Here is a 19,270-nt window from a genome sequence, read left to right as displayed (position 1 = left end):
CCCATCAGCTCCAGCGGGCCAGCAGGGTCAGCAGACCTGTGGTGAGCAAAACCACGCCACTGATGGGCGGCACCCAGCGGCTGATGCCCCGCAGGGCGAGCAGTTTGGGGATGGCTGCTGCAAAGGTGCCCGCCAGCAGCAGGGGCAGCACCTGGCCGAAGCCGAAACTTCCCAGCAGGGCCACGCCCGCCAGGGGGCGTCCGCTCTGGGCAATCCAGCCCAGCAGAACCGCCAGCACGGGCGTGGTGCAGGGGGAGGCGGCCAGCCCGAAGGCCAGGCCCGCCGCCACGGGGGCCAGCGGTGCCGGCACCCTTGTGCGCCATTGCTCCGGATCCGGACCGCTGGGCAGGGGGATCCGCAGCACCCCCAGCAGGTTCAACCCCATCGCCACCGCCAGGATCGCCACCAAGGTGGGGATCAGCGCCGGCACCTGCCCATAGATCCGACCCAGCAGCCCGCTGACGCTGCCCAGCACCACCAGGGCGCTGACGATGCCGCCGCAGAAGGCCAGGCTGCGCTGCCAGGCCGGTTGACCATCGTCAAAGCCCGCCAGGTAGGCCAGCGTCACCGGCAGCAACGACAGCGAACAGGGCCCCAGGCTGGTGAGGGCGCCGCCACCAAACACCAGCGCCAGGGTCAGTGGACCCGGATCCGCCAGGGCGCGCTGCAGCAGCTGTTCGCTGCTCTGGGCCAGATCGGAGAGCAGCAGCAGGTCCACAGGTGCCCTTAAGTGCCCAAAGCCTATCCAGCCAAGCCGTTGGCCTGGCCCGGCTCAATAGGCGGTGTAGCCCTTTTCTTCCATCAGGTGGGAGCCGGTGGCGGTGTTGATCTGCCGTTTCAGCGCAGCCCGCTGGTCATTGCAGCGGTACACCGAGCGGGCCAGCTCAATAAAGCGGGCGTCAAAGCAGCTGCTCGCTTCCTGTTCACGAATGGCATCTTCGATGGTCCAGAGCCGCTGGTTGATCTCAGAGAGAGCTTCGACGAGCTTCGTTGGCAGTTCCATCCCACAGCTTTCCAAGACACTCTCCAGCAGCGTGAGCTCCCGTTGCACATTGACCAGGGCTTCTCCGCTGAATCGGTTGGCCTTGATCTGCAGGATGGTGATCTTGTCGACCAACTCCCCAACCGAAACGGGAATCTGCACCTCCATCAGCGTTGGCGCACGGGGCGCGGCTGCCTGTTGGATCGTCCCCCGATCAAGCCGGTGGATTCCAGTGAACAGCGGATCAGCAGACCCAGGATCACCAGGCTCGACATCAGCGAGTTGCCGCCATAGCTGATCAAGGGCAGTGGCAGACCGGTGGTGGGCATCGCCCCAGAGGCCACCGCGATGTTCAGGATCGACTGGCCCACCAAGATCGTCGTGCAGCCGATGGCCACGAGCCGGGCCTGGTTGCTTCGGCAGCGCAGGGCCACCCGCAGCCCCACCCAGGCCACCAGCATCAGGAACAGCAGCAGCAGCACTGAACCCACGAATCCAAATTCCTCGGCGAACACCGCGTAGATGAAGTCAGTGCTCTGGATCGGCAGGTATTGGAGCTTCTGGGTGGAGAGGCCATAGCCCTGCCCCATCCAACCGCCCGATCCGATCGCCAGCAGGCTCTGCACCAGCTGGTAACCGTCCCCCATCGGGTCGTTCCAGGGATCCAGAAACGACACCACCCGGATCCGCTGGTATTCATTGATCAGGATGCTGGCGGTGCCCAGCAGCGATCCGGCCAGGGCAGTCCCCAGCAGACTTCGCCAGCGCAGACCGGCCGCGAGGGCCACCATCCAGAGGGTCAGGCCCATCAGGGCTGCTGTGGAGAGGTTGGGCTGCTTGAGGATCAGCAGCAGCAGTCCGCCGAAGCTGCCGAGCCACAGCAGTTTTTGGTCCAGGCTCATCCGGCTCCAGGGGGCGAACAGATTGGCGGCCTGCAGCACCACAAAGGGTTTCACCAGCTCCGAGGGCTGCATCTGCAGCGGGCCCAGCACCAGCCAGCGGCTGGCACCGTTCACCGTGGTGCCCATTACCAGGGTGGCGGCGATCAGCAAACAGCCCATCCACAGCCCTGGGCCTGACCAGCGCAGCCAGCGCCGCAGGTTGGTGGAGATCGTGATGCTCAGCAGCCCCCAGCTGGCCACCAGCCAGATCGCCTGTCGTTTCAGATAAAAGCCGCCATCACCCATTTCCCTTAAGGCCACCCACCAACTGGCGGAGGCCAGCACCACCAGCCCTGCCACACTCCAAAAGCCCGCCAGCCCCATCAGCAGGCGAGCTTCCGCTGGCCAGAGCTTCCATGGCAAGGGCAACAGCCGCTGGACCAGAGCCAACGTCTGAGTCTCTTGTCGTCCACGTCGTTTCGACGCTCGTTTTTGGGCTAGCGCTTGACCCAAACGTTTGCTCAAACAGCGTCAATGCACCATTGAGCCGTGAAATGGTTGCCTTGCCAAGGCACTGATTGAACAGAAGTGTTGGCTAGGAGTCTTTGCAGGACTACCTGAGCTGCGTTTTCGTTATGCAACGTTCAAGCGCTCATGCTCCACTTCCCATTGCACGTGGGATCCCCATGCTTGCTGGCGCACCCAGCAGCGTCCCCCGCGGCAGTGCAGCACCTGGAACGGTGGCAGATCGGAGGGCTGGTTATCGAGTCGCACGAAGCTGCCCGGTTGCAACAGCGGCACCACTTTTGCGGGTTGGGGTCGGTGGCTGGACACGTCCCTCGTCGCGATTAGGCAAAATCCTCCAGGCAGAACAGGCTCAAGCCGTTGGATCGCCGGTTTTCTTCGGGATCGGTCTGCTTTTATGTCGCAATGGCGTCCAAACAGCGTCTTGATCTGGAACTCCTGACCCGTGGCCTGGTCAGTTCACGCCAACAGGCGCAGCAATTGATTCGTGCTGGCAAGGTGCGGGATGGCGCCGGCACCCTGTTGGACAAGCCCGGAACGGAGGTGACGCCCGAGCGGGAGCTGCGGGTGGAGCAGCCCCCCCGCTTTGTCTCTCGTGGGGGCGAAAAACTGCTGGCGGGTTTGAAGGCTTTCCCTGTGCCGGTGGAGGGTCGCGTCTGCCTGGATGGCGGCATCTCCACCGGTGGTTTCACCGACTGCCTGCTTCAGCACGGTGCAAGCCGTGTTTATGGGGTGGATGTGGGCTACGGCCAGACGGCCTGGAGTTTGCGCACCGATGACCGAGTGGTGCTGCGGGAGCGTACGAACCTCCGCCATCTGCAGCCCGATCAGCTCTATGGCGCCAGCGACGCCTGGCCGAGCCTGGCGGTGACCGATGTGTCGTTCATTTCCCTGCGCCTGATTCTTCCTGCCTTGCGCCGGCTGTTGCAAGGGCCCGACACCGAAGCGCTTGTGCTGGTGAAGCCGCAGTTTGAAGTGGGCAAGAGCCGGGTCGGCAAGGGAGGCGTGGTGCGTGATCCGGCGGCCCATCGTGATGCCATTGAATCCGTGATTGCCGCAGCAGCAGAGTCGGCTTGGCAGCCCCAAGGCTTGGTGGCCTCGCCGATCACCGGGCCTGCTGGCAACCACGAGTACGTGCTCTGGTTGGGGGAGGGGGATTCCGCTGACCTGCCGGATCTCGATGCTTTGGTGGCCCGGACCCTCAACAGTTGAGGGCCAATAAAAAAGCCCGGTCTTGGACCGGGCTTGAAATGCGACTGGGAGCGGAGTTCAGTTGCCGACGTTGACTTGCTGACCCCCGGTGCAGAGTTCCACCTTGATGATGCGGCCTCCCTGCTTCTGGATGCGCTGTTGTTCAGCGAACCAGCTGTCGTAAGGCACCCACTTGGTGAAGAAGGTGTTCTGCAATTCGCGCTGCGTCCGCACCTTTTCAGGACTGGGGATGCAAGCGGTGACTTTGAACAACCGCATGGGGCTCAGTTGCCGAGGCCGGAGCAGATGTAGTCGAAGTAGACACCCATTTCCTTGCCGGCATCAGGGCCGACCAGGCCTGCGGTGACTTCCTTCATGGCTTGGATGGCCTGAACGGTGGCTCCGATGGGAACGCCCAGGGAGTTGTAGGTCTCCTTGAGGCCGTTCAGAACACGCTCGTCGAGGATTGAGGTGTCGCCAGCAAGCATGGCGTAGGTGGAATACCGCAAGTAGTAATCCAGATCGCGGATGCAGGCGGCGTAGCGGCGGGTGGTGTACATGTTGCCGCCGGGACGGGTGATGTCCGAGTACAGCAGGGCCTTGGCCACGGCATCGCGGATGATGGCCGAAGCATTGGCGCTGATGGTGGCGGCAGCGCGCACGCGCAGTTCACCACTGGCGAAATACGACTCGAGGCTGCTCATCGAAGCCGTGTCCAGGTAGAGGCCCTGGACGTCTGACTTGTTGATGACGTTGGTGATGGCGTCTTGCATGGATCCGTGAGGAGACGAGAGGGAAATTCAGCGAGCGGTTCAGGCGAGGGCGCCAACCACGTAATCGAAGTAGGTGCCGGCTTCCTCTGCGTCGGCTCCGGTGAGAAGACCCATGGCGACGATCTTCATCTCGCGCACGGCTTCTGCCATGGCTTCCAGGGGAGTGCCCAGGGAGCGGTAGAGCTCTTTCGCGCCGATCACACCGATCTCTTCGATCGGGGTGACGTCACCGGCAACGATGCCGTAGGTGACGAGGCGGAGGTAGTAGTCCATGTCGCGGAGACATGTGGCGGTCATCTCTTCGCCGTAGGCATTGCCGCCGGGTGAGATGACGTCGGGACGCTTCTGGAACAGCTGACCACCAGCCTGCTTGACGATGCGCTCGCGGCTTTCGCACAGGACCTGGGCCACACGCAGACGGCGTTGACCGCCGGTGACGAAGGCTTTGATCTGGTCGAGTTCGCCAGGGCTGAGGTAGCGGGCTTCGGCGTCCGCGTTGATGATCGAGTTGGAGACGATGCTCATGCAGTTCTGCCTCGAAACAAGCGGCCGCCCGTAGGAGACCGGTATCCGGTGAATAAGGGGTGATCCCGAAGGATCGCGTCTCAGACTAAAGGCTGAGACAGGGGGTCGAAGCGTTGGGAGTGAGACTTGTTCACATCGGTCAACACTGACCTGTGTGAGCCCGCTCCCTTGGATTCGGCACATGCATTCTGCGCTGGCGATGGCCAGGGAATTTTGGCCGGGTAACAGTTCTTCACGGCAGGAGCCGTGCCCGCAAAACCGTTGCCATGACTGCGATGTACGTCATGGTTTTAGAGGCTGCCAAGACACAAAAATGAACCCGATGAAGCGGCACTTCACCGGGATCGAATGAGAAAACCGCTGGGAATTGGGGCGGTTGTTTATCAGAAAAATGGCCGTTTGGCTCAGATCGCGTCGCCCGTGGGGGGATTCAGGCCAGCGTTGCCGCGATAGAGCGAAGCCGTGCGCTGGATGGTGGCTTGGCTGACCCCTGGCGCTGTCGACATGCCGTCGATGCGAGGCACCGTCGTGCTGATTCGTTCGGCCAGGAGTTCGGTGACCGCTGCACCCTGACCCGCTTCAGCGCGGGTGATCAGGAAGCGGCTGGTCTCTGCTGGGGTGGTGGCACGTCCCAGCAGGGCCAAACCTGCCGCGGAAGCGGCACGGAGCGGAGCCATCGAGGCGATGCGGTTCTGGAACGCTTCGCTCATGGCCACTTCTCCAACGAATTCCGTCAGGTCGATGTCCTGGTTGCGCAGTCGGGACTCGGCAGAGACCAGACGCTCCTCTTCCGTGGGCACTCTGTTGATCAGCTGGCGATAGACCGCATCAAGCACGGTGCGGAGTTCTTCTTCGCTGCAGGGTTGCTTCAGCTCAAGGGGCTGAGGGAGACCGGCGCGTCTGCTGAACCCAGAGGCATCAGCAGTGATCAGCGCTTTGCCCATGTTGGACAAAGACTTCTGCTGCGTCGTTGGGGTCGTAAGGGTGCGGAAGGCGGGTCTGCTGCCCGTGCTCCCTTCAGTGCTGGTCCAGTTCGGACCATCGAATTTGCTGGGAGCGGGGATCGCTTTGGCGGGCCGCTGAACCGGCGTGCTGCCGACTCCAGCGCCGAAGCCCTGCTGACGCACGAGGTTGGCCCAACGGGGATCCGGAGCGTTGTCGCTGATCTCCGCCGTCCAGTTACCTTTCACCGTGGTGCGGCTGCCGCTCAGGTTGCGGGGGGTGATGTCGCCTGCTGTTCTCAGCGTCTCAGCGGTGCGGGCATCAGGCCGCTGCTGTGGCGCAAGATCGGCAATAGCTTCCGCGTTGATCGGACGGGCCCAGCCTGGGGCGCGACGGGCGTTCACATCGCCTGGGGTGATGAATCGCTCAAAGGGGACCGTGTCGGATCCGAAGGCTTCGCTGTATTCCCCGCTGTCGATCAGGGCGTCCACCACTCCATAGAAGCCTTGGCGGGCAGCGGTGTCGAACAGGGCATCGATTTCCCAGCGGCCGAAGGTGGGGCGTCCCAGCAGACGGCGGTGCATCACTTCGATCGCCTTCACGATGTAGAGGCCACTCCAGTAGCGACGACGGAAGGCATCGGAGCGGGCCACCGCTCGCACGAAATCCCTCAGGGAGATGTCGCCGTTCTCGAGACGGGCCTCGGCGGAGCCCATGCGCTCTCCGGCATAGCCACCGTTGCCCAGCACCTGCACATACACCGCCTTGATCACGGCTTGGGTGCTGGCTTCAGTGGTGCGAACGCTGGGGTTTCCGCCGCGACGGGGATTGACGGTTCCCCCGGTTGCGATCTGCTGAAGCCGGACCACCCGAGGCCCCACCTTGCGGGGGCGGCTGCCACGGAAGCTGGCGCTGTCCAGCTGTCCGGGGCTGTTGAGACCGTTGCTCACCAGCAGCCGACGGCTGTCGTAGCCGTAGGGCGCCGGCCGTGTGGCCACCGAGGCGGTTCCGCTCGGGAAGATGGCGCCGTACTGGTTGGCCACCGGATCATTGCCGCCGCCGTAGACGTGCTGATCAGCAAAGGGCTGGCGGTAGGAGGCGTAGAGGGTGACGTACTGCGGCGCGCCATCGAAGGGGGCGCTGAACTTGAACAGCTTGCGGTTGGAGCCCCAACCGGCGCTTTCCTGGGCTTCGGTGCCGAGATCCCTCAGGTAGGGAACGGTTTCCTCGCCGAAGGCCTGGGCGTATTCCGAGGAATTCACCAGCACATCCACCAGGCCGTTGAGGCCTTGGTCGCTGAGGATGGCGAAGGACTTGCGGAATTCCTCGAGGGAGCTGATGCCCCGGCCGAGGAAGTGGCGGTAAGCCAGTTCCACCACACGGCTGTTGACGAAACCGTCGTGGAACTGCTGGCGGTATTCCTTGCTGCGGCCGAGGGCGCGAACGAATTCGCGCATTGAGATCTGGCCTTGTGCCACCTGGCTGGCTTTGTCTGCACAGGGGGTCTGGGAGTAGCCCTTGGCGATGTCGCGCTCAAACACCTGGCGGTAGGCGGCGCGGATGATTTCGGCTTTTTCGGCTCCCGATAGACCGGGACGCATGTCAAACAGCTGGCGTCCCTCTGAAGCCAGGGCATAGATCGCCGGCAGCTGCAGGCCCTGTTGCACCGCACTCCCCTGGCGCTGTTTGGTGCTGGGGGTGGGGATGGCCAACTCCCCCAACAGCACATTGAAGCAGTCGATGGTCATTTGACGGGCTTCAGGACGATCCCGCAGCAGTTCCGCTGAAGCGGCCCGCATCTCCTGAAGGGCCACGTTGGTGGCAGCAAGGGAGCAGTTCTCGAGAAGGATGTCCCGCAGGCCGCGGGTGTTCACCGCAAGGATGCTGGGGTCTCCGGCCACCAGGGCGTAGCCCACGTAGCGCAGGAACCAACCCATGTCGCGCACCGACTTGCGCATGAAGGCCGGGCCGTACTTGGCCACGCTGATGGCGTTGAAACCGGTGGGGAGCACAACCCGCACGTCGGCATCGCCGCCGGCTCCTTCCAGCAGGCGGGTGAGGAAGTTGCCCCGCTTGGTGCTGTTGCTGTCGCCGGTGAAGGTGCGCACCGACTGCTCAAACGCGGCTTGGTCGGCAGCCAAGGGAGTTCCCTCTCGGCCGCTGGACCGTCCGCTTTCGCCTGTGGTCAAGGGCGCTTCCAGGAAGGAGAGAGGAGTTCCTCCCACAAAAATTCTGTTGGCGGCGCGGGCCACGATGGCCTCGGCGTTGGCCGCAATGATCCGGGACGCTTCGATCCGGTCCTGCCCGGTGCGAAAGAAGGTCACAAGACTGTCGAGTTCCCCGTTGTCAGGGAAGCGGTCCTGCTGCTCCGCCTGACGGACGCTGGAGAGCGGCAGCGTGTCGAACAGCTGGGGAGACACGCGCGGGCTGCCGCTGCTGGCGGTCACTGTCATCGACGAAAGCAAGCCGGATCGCGACACGTTACGGCTGCCGGGATGGCGCTCCGCGGCCCCATGAACAAATGTTTGCAGGCGTTGTTGTGCTGCAGGGGATCGACGGGGCTGACGTGAAAAGCTCGCAGGCGCTGAATCTTCGCTGCATGACAGACCTCAAGCCCAGTGATGCCGCGACTCCTGTGGTGAGTGCGTTTTATGACCGCTTCCCCTTTCCGGGGGATCCGCTTCAGGACGGGCCGCCACCTGGATACAACTGGCGGTGGTGTCACCGCAGCGTTTTGGCTGCGGTGCACGGGCGGATCCCGGCGGGGATGGAGCAGCCGCGGATTCTCGATGCAGGATGCGGCACCGGGGTCAGCACCGATTACCTCTGCCATCTCAATCCGGGTGCAGATGTGCTCGGGGTGGACATCAGTGATGGGGCGCTGGCCGTGGCGCGGGAACGCTGCCAGCGCTCCGGGGCGGCTGAGCGAGTGACCTCTCTGCGTCAGGAGCGGCGGAGTCTTCTTGATCTCAGCGACGAAGGGTCTTTCGACTACATCAATTCGGTGGGGGTGTTGCATCACCTGGATCAGCCGGAAGCGGGGCTGCGCTCCCTGGCGGATCGCCTAGCTCCGTCGGGTCTGCTGCATCTCTTTCTTTACGCCGATGCCGGTCGCTGGGAGATCCACCGCACCCAGAAAGCGCTGAGTCTTCTGAATGCCGGCACAGGCTCGGAGGGCCTGCGTCTGGGGCGGGAACTGTTCGAGACCCTGCCCGAGGGCAACCGGCTGGCCCGTCATCACCGGGAACGCTGGGCCGTGGACTGCGCACCTGACGCGAATTTCGCGGACATGTACCTGCACCCGCAGGAAACCAGTTACAACCTCGAGCGCCTCTTCGCCTTCATCGAAACGGCGGGTCTGCATTTCGCCGGCTTCTCCAATCCTGAGGTTTGGGATCCGGCGCGCCTGTTGATGGGTGAGCTATTGGAGCGAGCCCAAACCTTGCCCCCGCGTCAGCAGTGGGAGCTCGTGGAGCAGCTGGATCCCGACATCAGCCACTTCGAGTTCTTTCTCTCCGCGGCACCGGTGGAGTCAGAGGCCTTCTCCGATGACGAGCTCTTGCAGGCCCGGGGTTTGCGCCAGCCCTGCCTCTGGGGGGAACCCGATCCCATCCTTGGTCGCAACATGGAGCCGATCCAGCTCAGTGATGCCGACCGCGCCCTGCTGCGGACTGTCGCGGAGCAGCCGGAACAAACGCTGGGGGCCCTTGCGTCCCCCAATCAGATCCGCGATCTTGTGGATCGACAGCTGCTGCTGCTGAAGGAATAGCAGCAGCGAACGCGTGATAGATTCCGCGCGCCATTACAGGCAGCGCTTGGAAGATTTTTACCGTCTTCAACGTCGCCTGCTGTTGGCCACTGTTCTGGTGTCACTCGTCACGGTTCCGATCGTGGCTCTCACCATGAATCTCTCGGTGGCCGGCAGTGTTCTTGTGGGCTCCTGCGCCGGACTTCTGTACGTGCGCTTGTTGGCTCGCAGTGTGGCCCGGCTCAGTGACCAGTCCCGTGGACTGGGGCGTTTTCAGCTCATCGTTCCAACACTGCTTGTGGTTGGTTCGGCCAAGCTGCCTCAGCTCGATCTGCTGCCGGCCTTCCTGGGATTCCTTCTCTACAAGCCCGCCCTGATTCTTCAGCACGTTTTCGACGACCGCTGAGTCTGAGCACTTTCCTCTGCACCCATGGCTTTGTTGCCCTTACCACTCCCGTTCGCTGAACTGGAAGTGGGTCACCACCTGTACTGGCAGATCGGCGATCTGTATCTGCACGGTCAGGTGTTCCTGAGCTCCTGGATCCTGATCGGCATCCTCCTGGCTGTGGTGCTTGTCGGCACCCGCGGGATGAAGCGTGATCCGATCGGTCTGCAGAACCTGCTCGAATTCCTCTGGAATTTCATTCGCGACATCGCCCGCGACAACATCGGCGAGAAGTACTACCGCGACTGGCTTCCGTTCATCGGCACCCTGTTCCTGTTCATCTTCGTGAGCAACTGGGGCGGAGCCCTGATCCCCTGGAAGATCTTCGAACTCCCCGAGGGTGAGCTCGGCGCTCCCACTGCGGACATCAACACCACCGTGGCGATGGCTCTGCTGGTGTCACTGGCGTACTTCTATGCCGGTCTGAGCCGTAAGGGTCTGCGCTTCTTCGAGCTGTACGTGGAGCCGACCCCGATCATGCTCCCGTTCAAGATCATCGAGGAATTCACCAAGCCTCTCTCGCTCTCCTTCCGTCTGTTCGGAAACATCCTTGCCGACGAATTGGCTGTGGGCGTGCTGGTGTACCTGGTTCCGCTGATCGTGCCCCTGCCTGTGATGCTTCTGGGTCTGTTCACCAGTGCCATTCAGGCTCTGATCTTCGCGACCCTGGCGTCCTTCTACATCGGTGAAGGCCTCCACGAGGCCCACTAAAACCGAGCTCCTCTATCGCCTGAGAACGGCGATCTGCTAAACACTTCCGCGCGCAGGTCCGGCATTCCACCCGGGCCCGTTCCTTCGGGAATGTCCCTGCGCGGGGGGAACCGATCCCCAAGTCCATTCCGTACAGCGCTCCCCAGCGCTTCCCCTTACACCACCCAACATGGATTCCATCACCTCCGCCGCTTCCGTTGTGGCTGCTGGCCTGGCAGTCGGCCTCGCCGCCATCGGCCCTGGTATCGGTCAGGGCACCGCGTCCGGCGGCGCTGTTGAGGGCATCGCCCGTCAGCCCGAAGCCGAAGGCAAGATCCGCGGCACCCTGCTGCTGTCCCTGGCGTTCATGGAATCGCTGACCATCTACGGCCTGGTGGTGGCTCTGGTGCTCCTGTTCGCCAACCCCTTCGCCGGCTGATCAGTGCAGGGGGATCGTTGATCCCCCTCCTGAGCTTCTTGTTTCGATTCCTTCCCAGCGCACCTTTCCATGACCTGGCTTCTGCTTGCTGAAGCAGGTGTTCCGGAGGGAGGTCTTTTTGACCTCGATGCCACCCTTCCGCTGATGGCGGTTCAGGTGGTTCTCCTCACCTTCCTGCTCAATGTCCTCTTCTTCCGTCCGGTCGGCAAGGTCGTGGAAGATCGTGAGGGCTATATCTCCACCAGTCGTGCTGATGCCAAGCAGAAGCTTGCCCAGGTTGAACGCCTGGAGGCTGATCTGGCTGAACAGCTCAAAGGTGCCCGCCAGGCCGCTCAGGCCGTGATCGTTGAGGCGGAACAAGAAGTTGATCGGCTTTACCGCGAAGCGCTGGCCCAGGCGGAAGCTGAAGCCAACCGCACCAAAGAGGAAAGCCGTCGTGCCATCGAGGCCGAGCGTGAGGCTGCCCGCACCCAGCTCAAGGGTCAGGTGGATCAGCTGAGCACCACGATCATCAACCGTTTGCTGGCCGCGTGATGTCTCTCAATTTCAATCCGCTCGAAACCAATCTGGTCAACCTGGTCATCGTGATCGGGCTCCTGGTTTGGTTCCTGCGCGGTTTCCTGGGAGGAATCCTGGAACGCCGCCGCACCGCGATCCTTCAGGAGTTGCAGGACGCGGAGTCCCGCCTGAAGACCGCCACCGAAAATCTGAGCCAGGCCCAGTCCGAATTGGCTGCTGCCCAGCAGAAAGCCGAGAAGATCCGTGCTGATGGTCAGGCCCGTGCCGCAGGCATTCGTGCCGAAGGCGAGAAGCGCACCATCTCCGTGATGGCTGCGATCAAGGCCGGTGCCGATGCTGATGCCGAAGCCGATGCTGCCCGGATCAAGGACAGCCTGCGTCGTGAGGCCGCTCTGGCCGCAATCGACAAGGCTCTCTCCGAACTTCCGGCTCGTCTCGATGCCAGCGCTCAGGCCAAGTTGATCGATTCCACCATCAAAAATCTGGAGAACGCCTGATGCCTCTCCTCAACTCTCTGGCCACCCCCTACGCCGAAGCACTGCTTCAGGTCACCGAAGCCCGCGGTGAGTCTGAAACCGTTGCGGATCAATGCAAGCAATTGCTTGCGATCTGGAACGATTCCGAAGACTTCCGCGACGCCATGGTGTCCCCAGTGCTTGAGCCGGATGCCAAAAAGCAGGCCCTCAAGGCTCTGGTAGGCGAGCAGGTCACGCCGTCTGTCCTCAACCTTCTCAAGGTCTTGGCGGATCGGCAGCGACTCCTTGCCTTCGATGCGGTGATGCTTCGTTACCTCGAGCTCTATCGCGAGCAGCAGGGCATCACCCTGGCTCAGGTCCGCTCAGCCCAGGCTCTCAGCGAAGAGCAGCAAGCGGCCCTTTCCAAGAAGGTGCAGGCCATGGCCGGCACCAACAAGGTCGACATCGACCTCAGTGTGGATCCGTCCCTAATCGGCGGTTTCGTCGTGAGTCTCGGATCTCAGGTGATCGACGCCAGCCTGTCTGGCCAGGTTCGTCGCCTTGGTCTGGCACTCGCCAAAGCGAGCTGACCTCACTTCTTCCTCCACCGCTTCTTCACCCCACTCCCAGCTGGGATCACACGCCATGGTTTCCATCCGTCCCGACGAGATCAGCGCCATCCTCAAGCAGCAAATTGAGGACTACGACAAGTCGGTTTCCGTCAGCAATGTCGGCACCGTTCTCACCGTGGGCGACGGCATCGCCCGCGTTTACGGCCTGCAGCAAGCCATGGCCGGTGAGCTCCTCGAATTCGAGGACGGCACCGAAGGCATCGCCCTCAACCTCGAAGACGACAACGTCGGCGCGGTGCTCATGGGTGAGGGATATGGCATCCAGGAAGGCAGCACGGTGAAGGCCACCGGCAAGATCGCCGCTGTGCCCGTGGGTGAAGCCATGCTGGGCCGGGTGGTGAACTCCCTAGGCCGCGCCATCGACGGCAAGGGCGAAATCGCCACCAGCGAGACGCGCCTGATCGAATCTATGGCGCCCGGCATCATTCAGCGCAAGTCGGTGCATGAGCCGATGCAGACCGGCATCACCGCCATCGACGCGATGATCCCCGTCGGCCGTGGCCAGCGCGAGCTGATCATTGGTGACCGCCAGACCGGCAAGACCGCCATCGCGATCGACACGATCCTGAACCAGGCGGATCAGGACATGATCTGCGTCTACGTCGCTGTTGGTCAGAAGGCTGCTTCCGTGGCCAACGTCGTTGAAGTGCTGCGTGAGCGCGGCGCCCTCGACTACACCGTGATCGTCGCCGCCAACGCGTCCGAGCCTGCTGCGCTGCAGTACCTGGCTCCTTACACCGGCGCCTCCATTGCCGAGTACTTCATGTACAAGGGCAAGGCCACCCTGGTGATCTACGACGATCTCTCCAAGCAGGCTGCTGCCTACCGCCAGATGTCGCTCCTGCTGCGTCGTCCGCCCGGTCGTGAGGCCTACCCCGGCGACGTTTTCTACTGCCACAGCCGTCTGCTCGAGCGTGCAGCCAAGTTGTCTGACGCCATGGGCAAGGGTTCCATGACCGCCCTGCCGATCATCGAGACCCAGGCCGGTGACGTTTCGGCCTACATCCCCACCAACGTGATTTCGATCACGGATGGTCAGATCTTCCTCAGCTCCGACCTGTTCAACTCCGGTCTGCGTCCTGCGATCAACGTGGGTATCTCCGTGAGCCGGGTGGGCGGTGCTGCCCAGACCAAGGCCATCAAGAAGATTGCCGGCACCCTCAAGCTGGAGCTGGCTCAGTTCGACGAGCTGGCCGCCTTCTCCCAGTTCGCTTCTGACCTGGATGCTTCCACCCAGCAGCAGCTGGAGCGCGGCAAGCGTCTGCGTGAACTGCTCAAGCAGCCTCAGTTCAGCCCCTTGATCCTGGCTGAGCAGGTCGCCATCGTTTACGCCGGTGTGAAGGGCCTGATCGACGACGTCCCCGTCGACAAGGTTGTTGATTTCTCCCGCGAACTGCGTGAGTACCTCAAGTCCAACAAGGCTGAGTTCATCACCGAAATCCAGGAGAAGAAAGTGATGAGCCCTGAGGCTGAGGCGATCCTCAAGGACGCCATCACCGAAGTCGTGTCCACCATGGTCGCCTCCGCGGCCTGAAGGAGCTGCCGACATGGCGAATCTCAAAGAAATCCGAGACCGAATTAAGTCGGTCAAAAACACCCGCAAGATCACCGAGGCCATGCGCCTGGTGGCTGCGGCCAAGGTGCGCCGCGCCCAGGAGCAAGTGCTCCGCAGCCGTCCCTTCGCGGATCGGCTGGCCCGGATCCTGGAAAACCTCCAGTCCCGCATGGGTTTCGAAGATGCGGCATCTCCCCTGATGCAGCAGCGCAATGTGGAGACCATCACCCTGGTGGCGGTCACCGGCGATCGCGGCCTGTGTGGTGGCTACAACGCCAACATCATCAAGCGCACGGAACAGCGTTTTGCTGAGCTGAAGGGAAAGGGCTTCGACGTGAAGCTGCTGCTGATCGGCACCAAAGCCATCGGCTACTTCACCCGTCGGGACTACCCGATCCAGGCCACCTTTTCTGGTCTGGAACAGGTGCCCACCGCCGATGAGGCCAACACGATCTCCACGGATCTGCTGGCTGAGTTCCTTGCCGAAAGCACCGACCGCGTCGAGCTGATCTTCACCAAGTTCATCAACCTGGTGAGCTGCAAGCCCGTGGTTCAGACCCTTCTGCCCTTGGATCCTCAGGACATCGCTGATCCCGAGGATGAGATCTTCCGCCTCACCACCAAGGACGGCCTTCTCACCGTTGAGCCCGGTGCAGGCCCTGCCAACACCGAGCCCAAGATCCCTTCGGACATTGTGTTTGAGCAGACCCCTGAACAGTTGCTGAATGCACTGCTTCCGCTCTATCTGCAGAACCAGATGCTGCGTTCCCTGCAGGAATCGGCGGCCTCCGAGCTGGCCAGCCGGATGACGGCCATGAACAACGCCAGCGACAACGCCAAGGAATTGGCCAAGAGCCTCACCCTTGACTACAACAAGGCCCGTCAGGCTGCGATTACCCAGGAGATCCTGGAAGTTGCAGGTGGTGCGGCCGCTGTTGGCTAACTATTTCGGCTGATCTTTTCGGTCGATCGATTTATAGACAGCCGGTCCTTCGGGGCCGGCTTTTTTGTGTTGTGTTTACGGTGAAGCGGAGCGGTTTGAGGGCGTGGGCGTGCTTCAGCTGCATCAGCTCTTCCCCACCGTCGTGGCAACGACGCAACTCCCTCTCGACCCTCTGCAGCAGGCGTCCTGCATGCAGGCTCTGTTGGAGCTTCGCGGCCAGGCCGAGGGCAACCCCAATGAAGGCTGCGCCTGGACGGGGGACCTGCATGGGGTGTGGCAGCTGCATCAACAGCAGCCCTTTCAGGCCTTGGCTCAGCTGGTGGTTGAGCAGGCCTGGTGCTATCTCGATTCGCTTGGGTTTGAGCGAAGCCAAGTGGCCCTGCATCTTCAGCGTTGCTGGCCGGTGATCAGTGATTGGGATCAAGCGGTTGGCCGCCACCATCACCCCAATGCCCATCTCAGCGCCGTTCTCTACCTCACGGGTACGGGCACGGGAGAGGAGGGTGTGTTGCGGCTGCATGCCCCCCATCAACCCAATGAGTTGGTGGCCGGCTTGGCCGTGGGTTATGGCGGCCCGATTGCTGAAGGCCACCCGTTCAATCAGTCCTACTGGGATTTGGCCCCCCGCCCTGGTTTGCTGGTGCTGTTTCCGTCGAACCTGCACCACAGCGTTCTACCCAACGACGCCCCAGACGAGCTGCGCTGTTCTATCAGTTTTGATTTCGTGCTGACAGCACCCGTGCAGGGTGGTTCGCCGGAATATCTGGCGCCTCACCCCCGCCATTGGGACTCGCTGGACGAGCCCATTGCCTGAGACAATGCTGCATCTTCCTTGTTGAGCCCGGCATGTCCGACGTGGCCACTTACACCGTCCGCGCCGAGTTCGAAGGCGAAACTCACAGCTTTCCTTGCCGCGCTGACCAGACGGTGCTGAATGCTGCTGAGGCCGCTGGCATCACCCTCCCCAGCTCCTGCTGCTCCGGGGTATGCACCACGTGTGCTGCGGTGATCAGCGAGGGCACTGTTGAACAGCCCGATGCCATGGGCGTGAAGGGTGAGCTTCAGCAGCAGGGCTACAGCCTGCTGTGTGTGGCTTTCCCGAGGGCCGATCTCACCCTCAAGGCGGGTCAGGAGGATGCGCTCTACGAAGCCCAGTTCGGTCAATACCAGAAGTGAGGCTCATCAGCCTGCAACGGCAGTTTCCTTGGCCTGCTGATGTGCCATTGGTTGAGCTGCGCAGCTGGATCCGTCAGCAGTTGGCTCAGGAGGGTGATCTGCTGCGTTGGGCTCTTACCGCAGTGCACTCCAGTGCCGATGGTGCCCGAACCCTTCAAGTGGAGGCAGTGATCAGCGCGTGAGCTCGGCACCGATGCCAACGCTGATGCTGGTGCCCACGGGCATCGGTTGTGACATCGGTGGTTACGCCGGTGACGCCCTGCCGTCTGCACGCTTGCTGGCTGCAGCGAGCGGCTGCCTGATCACCCATCCCAATGTGATGAACGGGGCTTCGCTGTATTGGAGCGATTCCCGCGTGCTCTACGTAGAGGGCTATGGCCTCGATCGGTTTGCCGTGGGTGACTGGGCCTTGCGGCCGGTGCGAAGGCAACGGATCGGCTTGCTGCTGGATGCCGGCATCGAGCCCGAGCTGGCCCAGCGCCAGATTCAGGTGGCTGAGGGCTGCCGCGCCAGCCTGGGTTTGGAGATCGGCCCGGTGATTTCAACGGATGCGCCGCTTGAGGTGACGCTTGAGTGCGGTGCCAGTGGCGCCAGCTGGGGGCGATTGGGGTGTCCTGATGCCTTGTTGCGGGCCGGTGAACGCTTGAAGCGGGCCGGGGCAACGGCGATTGCGGTGGTGGCCCGCTTCCCGGAGGGTCCGGAGAGTGAGGCGTTGGCGGCGTATCGCCAGGGCAGTGGTGTGGATGCTCTGGCTGGTGCTGAAGCGGTGATCAGCCACCTGCTGGTGCAGCACCTGCAGATTCCCTGCGCCCACGCTCCGGCCTTGGACGCCTTACCCCTGGATCCGCAACTGGATCCAAGGGCGGCGGGAGAGGAGCTCGGTTACACCTTCCTGGCCTGCGTGCTGGTGGGGCTGAGCCGGGCACCGGATCTGGTGAGTGCCACCCAGCAGCCTGGCGATCTTGATGCGACGCAATTGGGGGCGGTTGTAGTGCCCGCAGGCGCCCTGGGGGGTGAAGCGGTGCTGGCTTGTCTGGAACGGAATGTTCCGCTGATCACAGTGGAGAACCCCTCGGTGCTGTCGGTCACGGCCGATGCCCTTGGCTTGAGCCAGGGCGTTCTTCAGGCCAGCAGTTACAGCGAGGCAGCAGGGTTGGTGCTGGCGCTGCGGGAGGGATTGAGTCCGGCGTCCCTGGGCCGGCCACTCCCAGCACTGCAACGGTTGGATTGATGCCTGGCGGTTTTGGTGGAGCCTTCGATCAGAGCCCTTGCCCCTGTGGGGGTGGTGTTTATCGCAGCTGCTGCGGGCCCCTGCATCGCGCCGATCAGCGTGCCGAAACGGCTGAACAGCTGATGCGCTCCAGATATTCAGCGTTTGCGCGTGGCGAGATCGACTATCTGCTGGCCACCCATCCCGAGCCGGATGTTCCAGCACAGCAGCGGCGTCGTTCCCTGGAGCGGAGTTGCCGGCAGACCCGTTGGCTCGGCTTGACGGTGCTGGCTGTCAGCGCCGGCGGCCCGCGGGATCTTGAGGGAACGGTGCAGTTTGAAGCCCGTTACCGCGGTGGGGTGCTGAAGGAAACCTCCCTGTTTCAGCGGCGCGACGGCGCGGAGGATGGTCCTTGGCTCTATGTGGGTGCACTCCACTTGGAGGGCTAACGCAGGCAGGCCATCGGATGCCGTGGCGGCACCCCCAGTGCTTTGGCCACGCCGGGGTGGCAGACCGATCCCTGCACTGTGTTCAGGCCGGAGAGCAGTTCAGGCCGTTCCGTCACCGCTTCCTCCAGCCCTCGCCCGGCGATACCCAGGATGTAGGGGAGTGTCACGCTCACCAGGGCCTCGGTTGAGGTGAACGGCACCGCTCCTGGCATGTTGCCCACGGCGTAGTGCTGCACGCCGTGGATGGTCGCAGTGGGATCGCGGTGGGTCGTCTCCTGGCTGGTGGCGATGCAGCCGCCTTGGTCGATCGCCACATCCACGATCACCGAACCGGGCCGCATCTGCTGCACCATCTCCTCATCCACAAGGGTGGGGGCCCGTCCGCCGGGGGTAAGCACGGCTCCGATCACCAGATCCGCCGTTGGCACCAACCGTTCCAGAAGCCCGCGGCTGCTCACCACACTCATCAGGCGACCGCGCCGGTCGGCCTCCAGGCTGCGCAACCGCTGGGGTGAGCGGTCGAGCAGCAACACCTCGGCATCCATGGCGGCGGCCGTTCGTGCGGCATTCCAGCCCACGGTGCCGGCGCCAAGCACCACCACCCGGGCCGGTTGCACGCCGGTGCAGCCCCCCATCAAAACGCCGCGGCCGCCGTGGGGTTTCTCCAGCAGGTGAGCTCCAACCTGGGCCGCCAAGCGCCCCGCGATTTCGCTCATCGGTGCCAGCAACGGCAGGCTGCCGTTCTCCAGCTGCACGGTTTCGTAGGCGATGGCAGCGGTGCCTGCCTCCAGCAGAGCCTCGCCAACGCTGGGATAGGCGGCCAGGTGCAGGTAGGTGAACAGCACCATGTCCTCCCGCAGATAGACAAATTCCTCCGCCTGCGGTTCCTTCACCTTCACCACCAAATGGGCGCCCCAGGCCTCGTCGCGGCTCACCATTTGGGCACCGGCGGCGGCGAAGGCGTCGTCACCGATTCCCGCTCCAGCCCCGGCTCCGGTTTCGATGCGCACCTCCAAGCCTTGGCTCACCAGTTCCCGCACCGCATCGGGAGTCAGCGCCACTCGCTGCTCATCGAGCTTGATCTCCTTCGGCACACCGATGCTGGCCATCGGGGCCGAGAGAACGGAGGCTGCCATGGCGGCTTCAAGAAGATCCCTTCAATCTGGCTCCGCTGCGCGCAACCCGCCACA

General features: G+C 63.0%; 24 protein-coding genes. 15 read left to right on the top strand and 9 right to left on the bottom strand.

What is annotated here, in order from left to right; translation table 11 throughout:
- Nucleotides 1–4 precede the first annotated feature (4 nt).
- From SynA1544_RS12030 to SynA1544_RS12015, 4 genes are all read right to left on the bottom strand, one after another.
- A complete protein-coding gene (locus tag SynA1544_RS12030; RefSeq protein ID WP_186513916.1) occupies nucleotides 5–718 on the bottom strand; it encodes a cytochrome c biogenesis CcdA family protein in 714 nt (237 codons plus the stop codon).
- A gap of 54 nt (nucleotides 719–772) precedes the next feature.
- Nucleotides 773–1,150 (bottom strand): DUF6165 family protein, encoded by a 378-nt coding sequence (locus SynA1544_RS12025; protein WP_186513915.1) that lies wholly within the window; start codon nucleotides 1,148–1,150, stop codon nucleotides 773–775.
- Nucleotides 1,150–2,313 (bottom strand): FtsW/RodA/SpoVE family cell cycle protein, encoded by a 1,164-nt coding sequence (locus SynA1544_RS12020; RefSeq protein ID WP_255477618.1) that lies wholly within the window; start codon nucleotides 2,311–2,313, stop codon nucleotides 1,150–1,152. The genes SynA1544_RS12025 and SynA1544_RS12020 overlap by 1 nt, the downstream gene beginning before the upstream one ends.
- A 183-nt stretch (nucleotides 2,314–2,496) precedes the next feature.
- Nucleotides 2,497–2,697, bottom strand: a complete 201-nt coding sequence (locus SynA1544_RS12015; protein ID WP_186513913.1) for a hypothetical protein — start codon at nucleotides 2,695–2,697, stop codon at nucleotides 2,497–2,499.
- 96 nt (nucleotides 2,698–2,793) lie between these two features.
- Between SynA1544_RS12015 and SynA1544_RS12010 the strand changes: the two genes are divergently transcribed.
- Nucleotides 2,794–3,600: a TlyA family RNA methyltransferase gene (locus tag SynA1544_RS12010; RefSeq protein ID WP_186513912.1), complete on the top strand. Its 807-nt coding sequence runs from the start codon at nucleotides 2,794–2,796 to the stop codon at nucleotides 3,598–3,600.
- Between the two features lie 57 nt (nucleotides 3,601–3,657).
- On the opposite strand, the gene SynA1544_RS12005 is transcribed toward SynA1544_RS12010, so the two are convergent.
- The 4 genes from SynA1544_RS12005 to SynA1544_RS11990 all read right to left on the bottom strand — a co-directional run bounded on the left by SynA1544_RS12005 (nucleotide 3,658) and on the right by SynA1544_RS11990 (nucleotide 8,272).
- Nucleotides 3,658–3,858 carry a phycobilisome linker polypeptide gene (locus SynA1544_RS12005; protein WP_006851140.1) on the bottom strand — a complete coding sequence of 67 codons (201 nt, stop codon included), beginning with the start codon at nucleotides 3,856–3,858 and terminating at the stop codon, nucleotides 3,658–3,660.
- 5 nt (nucleotides 3,859–3,863) lie between these two features.
- On the bottom strand, nucleotides 3,864–4,352 hold the full coding sequence (gene apcB / locus SynA1544_RS12000; protein WP_114989511.1) for an allophycocyanin subunit beta: 489 nt from the start codon (nucleotides 4,350–4,352) through the stop codon (nucleotides 3,864–3,866).
- A gap of 39 nt (nucleotides 4,353–4,391) precedes the next feature.
- On the bottom strand, nucleotides 4,392–4,877 hold the full coding sequence (locus SynA1544_RS11995; RefSeq protein ID WP_114989510.1) for an allophycocyanin: 486 nt from the start codon (nucleotides 4,875–4,877) through the stop codon (nucleotides 4,392–4,394).
- A gap of 404 nt (nucleotides 4,878–5,281) precedes the next feature.
- Complete coding sequence (locus SynA1544_RS11990) at nucleotides 5,282–8,272, bottom strand: phycobilisome rod-core linker polypeptide (RefSeq protein WP_186513911.1); 2,991 nt, start codon at nucleotides 8,270–8,272, stop codon at nucleotides 5,282–5,284.
- Between the two features lie 146 nt (nucleotides 8,273–8,418).
- Here SynA1544_RS11990 and SynA1544_RS11985 point away from each other — a divergent pair, with 146 nt between their 5' ends.
- The 14 genes from SynA1544_RS11985 (at nucleotide 8,419) to SynA1544_RS11920 (ending at nucleotide 18,080) form a co-directional block, all read left to right on the top strand.
- Nucleotides 8,419–9,588 (top strand): class I SAM-dependent methyltransferase, encoded by a 1,170-nt coding sequence (locus SynA1544_RS11985; protein ID WP_186515572.1) that lies wholly within the window; start codon nucleotides 8,419–8,421, stop codon nucleotides 9,586–9,588.
- A 46-nt stretch (nucleotides 9,589–9,634) separates the two neighbouring features.
- Nucleotides 9,635–9,973, top strand: a complete 339-nt coding sequence (locus SynA1544_RS11980) for a hypothetical protein (RefSeq protein WP_114989508.1) — start codon at nucleotides 9,635–9,637, stop codon at nucleotides 9,971–9,973.
- 24 nt (nucleotides 9,974–9,997) lie between these two features.
- Entirely contained in the window at nucleotides 9,998–10,723 is a 726-nt protein-coding gene (gene atpB / locus SynA1544_RS11975) for a F0F1 ATP synthase subunit A (RefSeq protein WP_006852023.1), read from the top strand.
- A 169-nt stretch (nucleotides 10,724–10,892) separates the two neighbouring features.
- Entirely contained in the window at nucleotides 10,893–11,141 is a 249-nt protein-coding gene (atpE, locus tag SynA1544_RS11970) for an ATP synthase F0 subunit C (protein WP_006851467.1), read from the top strand.
- A 69-nt stretch (nucleotides 11,142–11,210) separates the two neighbouring features.
- A complete protein-coding gene (locus SynA1544_RS11965; RefSeq protein WP_186513909.1) occupies nucleotides 11,211–11,675 on the top strand; it encodes a F0F1 ATP synthase subunit B' in 465 nt (154 codons plus the stop codon).
- Nucleotides 11,675–12,157, top strand: a complete 483-nt coding sequence (locus tag SynA1544_RS11960; protein ID WP_186513908.1) for a F0F1 ATP synthase subunit B — start codon at nucleotides 11,675–11,677, stop codon at nucleotides 12,155–12,157. The genes SynA1544_RS11965 and SynA1544_RS11960 overlap by 1 nt, the downstream gene beginning before the upstream one ends.
- Nucleotides 12,157–12,705 (top strand): ATP synthase F1 subunit delta, encoded by a 549-nt coding sequence (gene atpH, locus SynA1544_RS11955; RefSeq protein WP_115010103.1) that lies wholly within the window; start codon nucleotides 12,157–12,159, stop codon nucleotides 12,703–12,705. Before SynA1544_RS11960 ends, atpH begins: the two co-directional genes overlap by 1 nt.
- A 55-nt stretch (nucleotides 12,706–12,760) precedes the next feature.
- Nucleotides 12,761–14,281: a F0F1 ATP synthase subunit alpha gene (atpA, locus tag SynA1544_RS11950; protein ID WP_114989504.1), complete on the top strand. Its 1,521-nt coding sequence runs from the start codon at nucleotides 12,761–12,763 to the stop codon at nucleotides 14,279–14,281.
- A 13-nt stretch (nucleotides 14,282–14,294) separates the two neighbouring features.
- Nucleotides 14,295–15,245 carry a F0F1 ATP synthase subunit gamma gene (locus tag SynA1544_RS11945; RefSeq protein WP_114989503.1) on the top strand — a complete coding sequence of 317 codons (951 nt, stop codon included), beginning with the start codon at nucleotides 14,295–14,297 and terminating at the stop codon, nucleotides 15,243–15,245.
- Nucleotides 15,246–15,348: 103 nt separating this feature from the next.
- The gene (locus tag SynA1544_RS11940) at nucleotides 15,349–16,059 is read left to right on the top strand and encodes a TIGR02466 family protein (RefSeq protein WP_186513906.1); all 711 of its coding nucleotides are present in this window, start codon (nucleotides 15,349–15,351) and stop codon (nucleotides 16,057–16,059) included.
- Between the two features lie 32 nt (nucleotides 16,060–16,091).
- Nucleotides 16,092–16,421 carry a 2Fe-2S iron-sulfur cluster-binding protein gene (locus SynA1544_RS11935; protein ID WP_186513904.1) on the top strand — a complete coding sequence of 110 codons (330 nt, stop codon included), beginning with the start codon at nucleotides 16,092–16,094 and terminating at the stop codon, nucleotides 16,419–16,421.
- The gene (locus SynA1544_RS11930) at nucleotides 16,418–16,603 is read left to right on the top strand and encodes a hypothetical protein (protein ID WP_186513902.1); all 186 of its coding nucleotides are present in this window, start codon (nucleotides 16,418–16,420) and stop codon (nucleotides 16,601–16,603) included. The genes SynA1544_RS11935 and SynA1544_RS11930 overlap by 4 nt, the downstream gene beginning before the upstream one ends.
- The gene (locus SynA1544_RS11925; protein WP_255477617.1) at nucleotides 16,600–17,652 is read left to right on the top strand and encodes a DUF3326 domain-containing protein; all 1,053 of its coding nucleotides are present in this window, start codon (nucleotides 16,600–16,602) and stop codon (nucleotides 17,650–17,652) included. Before SynA1544_RS11930 ends, SynA1544_RS11925 begins: the two co-directional genes overlap by 4 nt.
- Nucleotides 17,652–18,080 (top strand): YchJ family protein, encoded by a 429-nt coding sequence (locus SynA1544_RS11920; RefSeq protein ID WP_186513900.1) that lies wholly within the window; start codon nucleotides 17,652–17,654, stop codon nucleotides 18,078–18,080. The genes SynA1544_RS11925 and SynA1544_RS11920 overlap by 1 nt, the downstream gene beginning before the upstream one ends.
- Here SynA1544_RS11920 and ald read toward each other — a convergent pair.
- Nucleotides 18,077–19,216: an alanine dehydrogenase gene (gene ald / locus SynA1544_RS11915; protein ID WP_186513898.1), complete on the bottom strand. Its 1,140-nt coding sequence runs from the start codon at nucleotides 19,214–19,216 to the stop codon at nucleotides 18,077–18,079. The genes SynA1544_RS11920 and ald overlap by 4 nt on opposite strands.
- Nucleotides 19,217–19,270: the final 54 nt, after the last annotated feature.

It is taken from the genome of Synechococcus sp. A15-44, from assembly GCF_014280115.1.
In the GTDB taxonomy this organism is placed as follows: domain Bacteria; phylum Cyanobacteriota; class Cyanobacteriia; order PCC-6307; family Cyanobiaceae; genus Parasynechococcus.
This window is presented reverse-complemented; position numbering and strand designations above follow the sequence as displayed.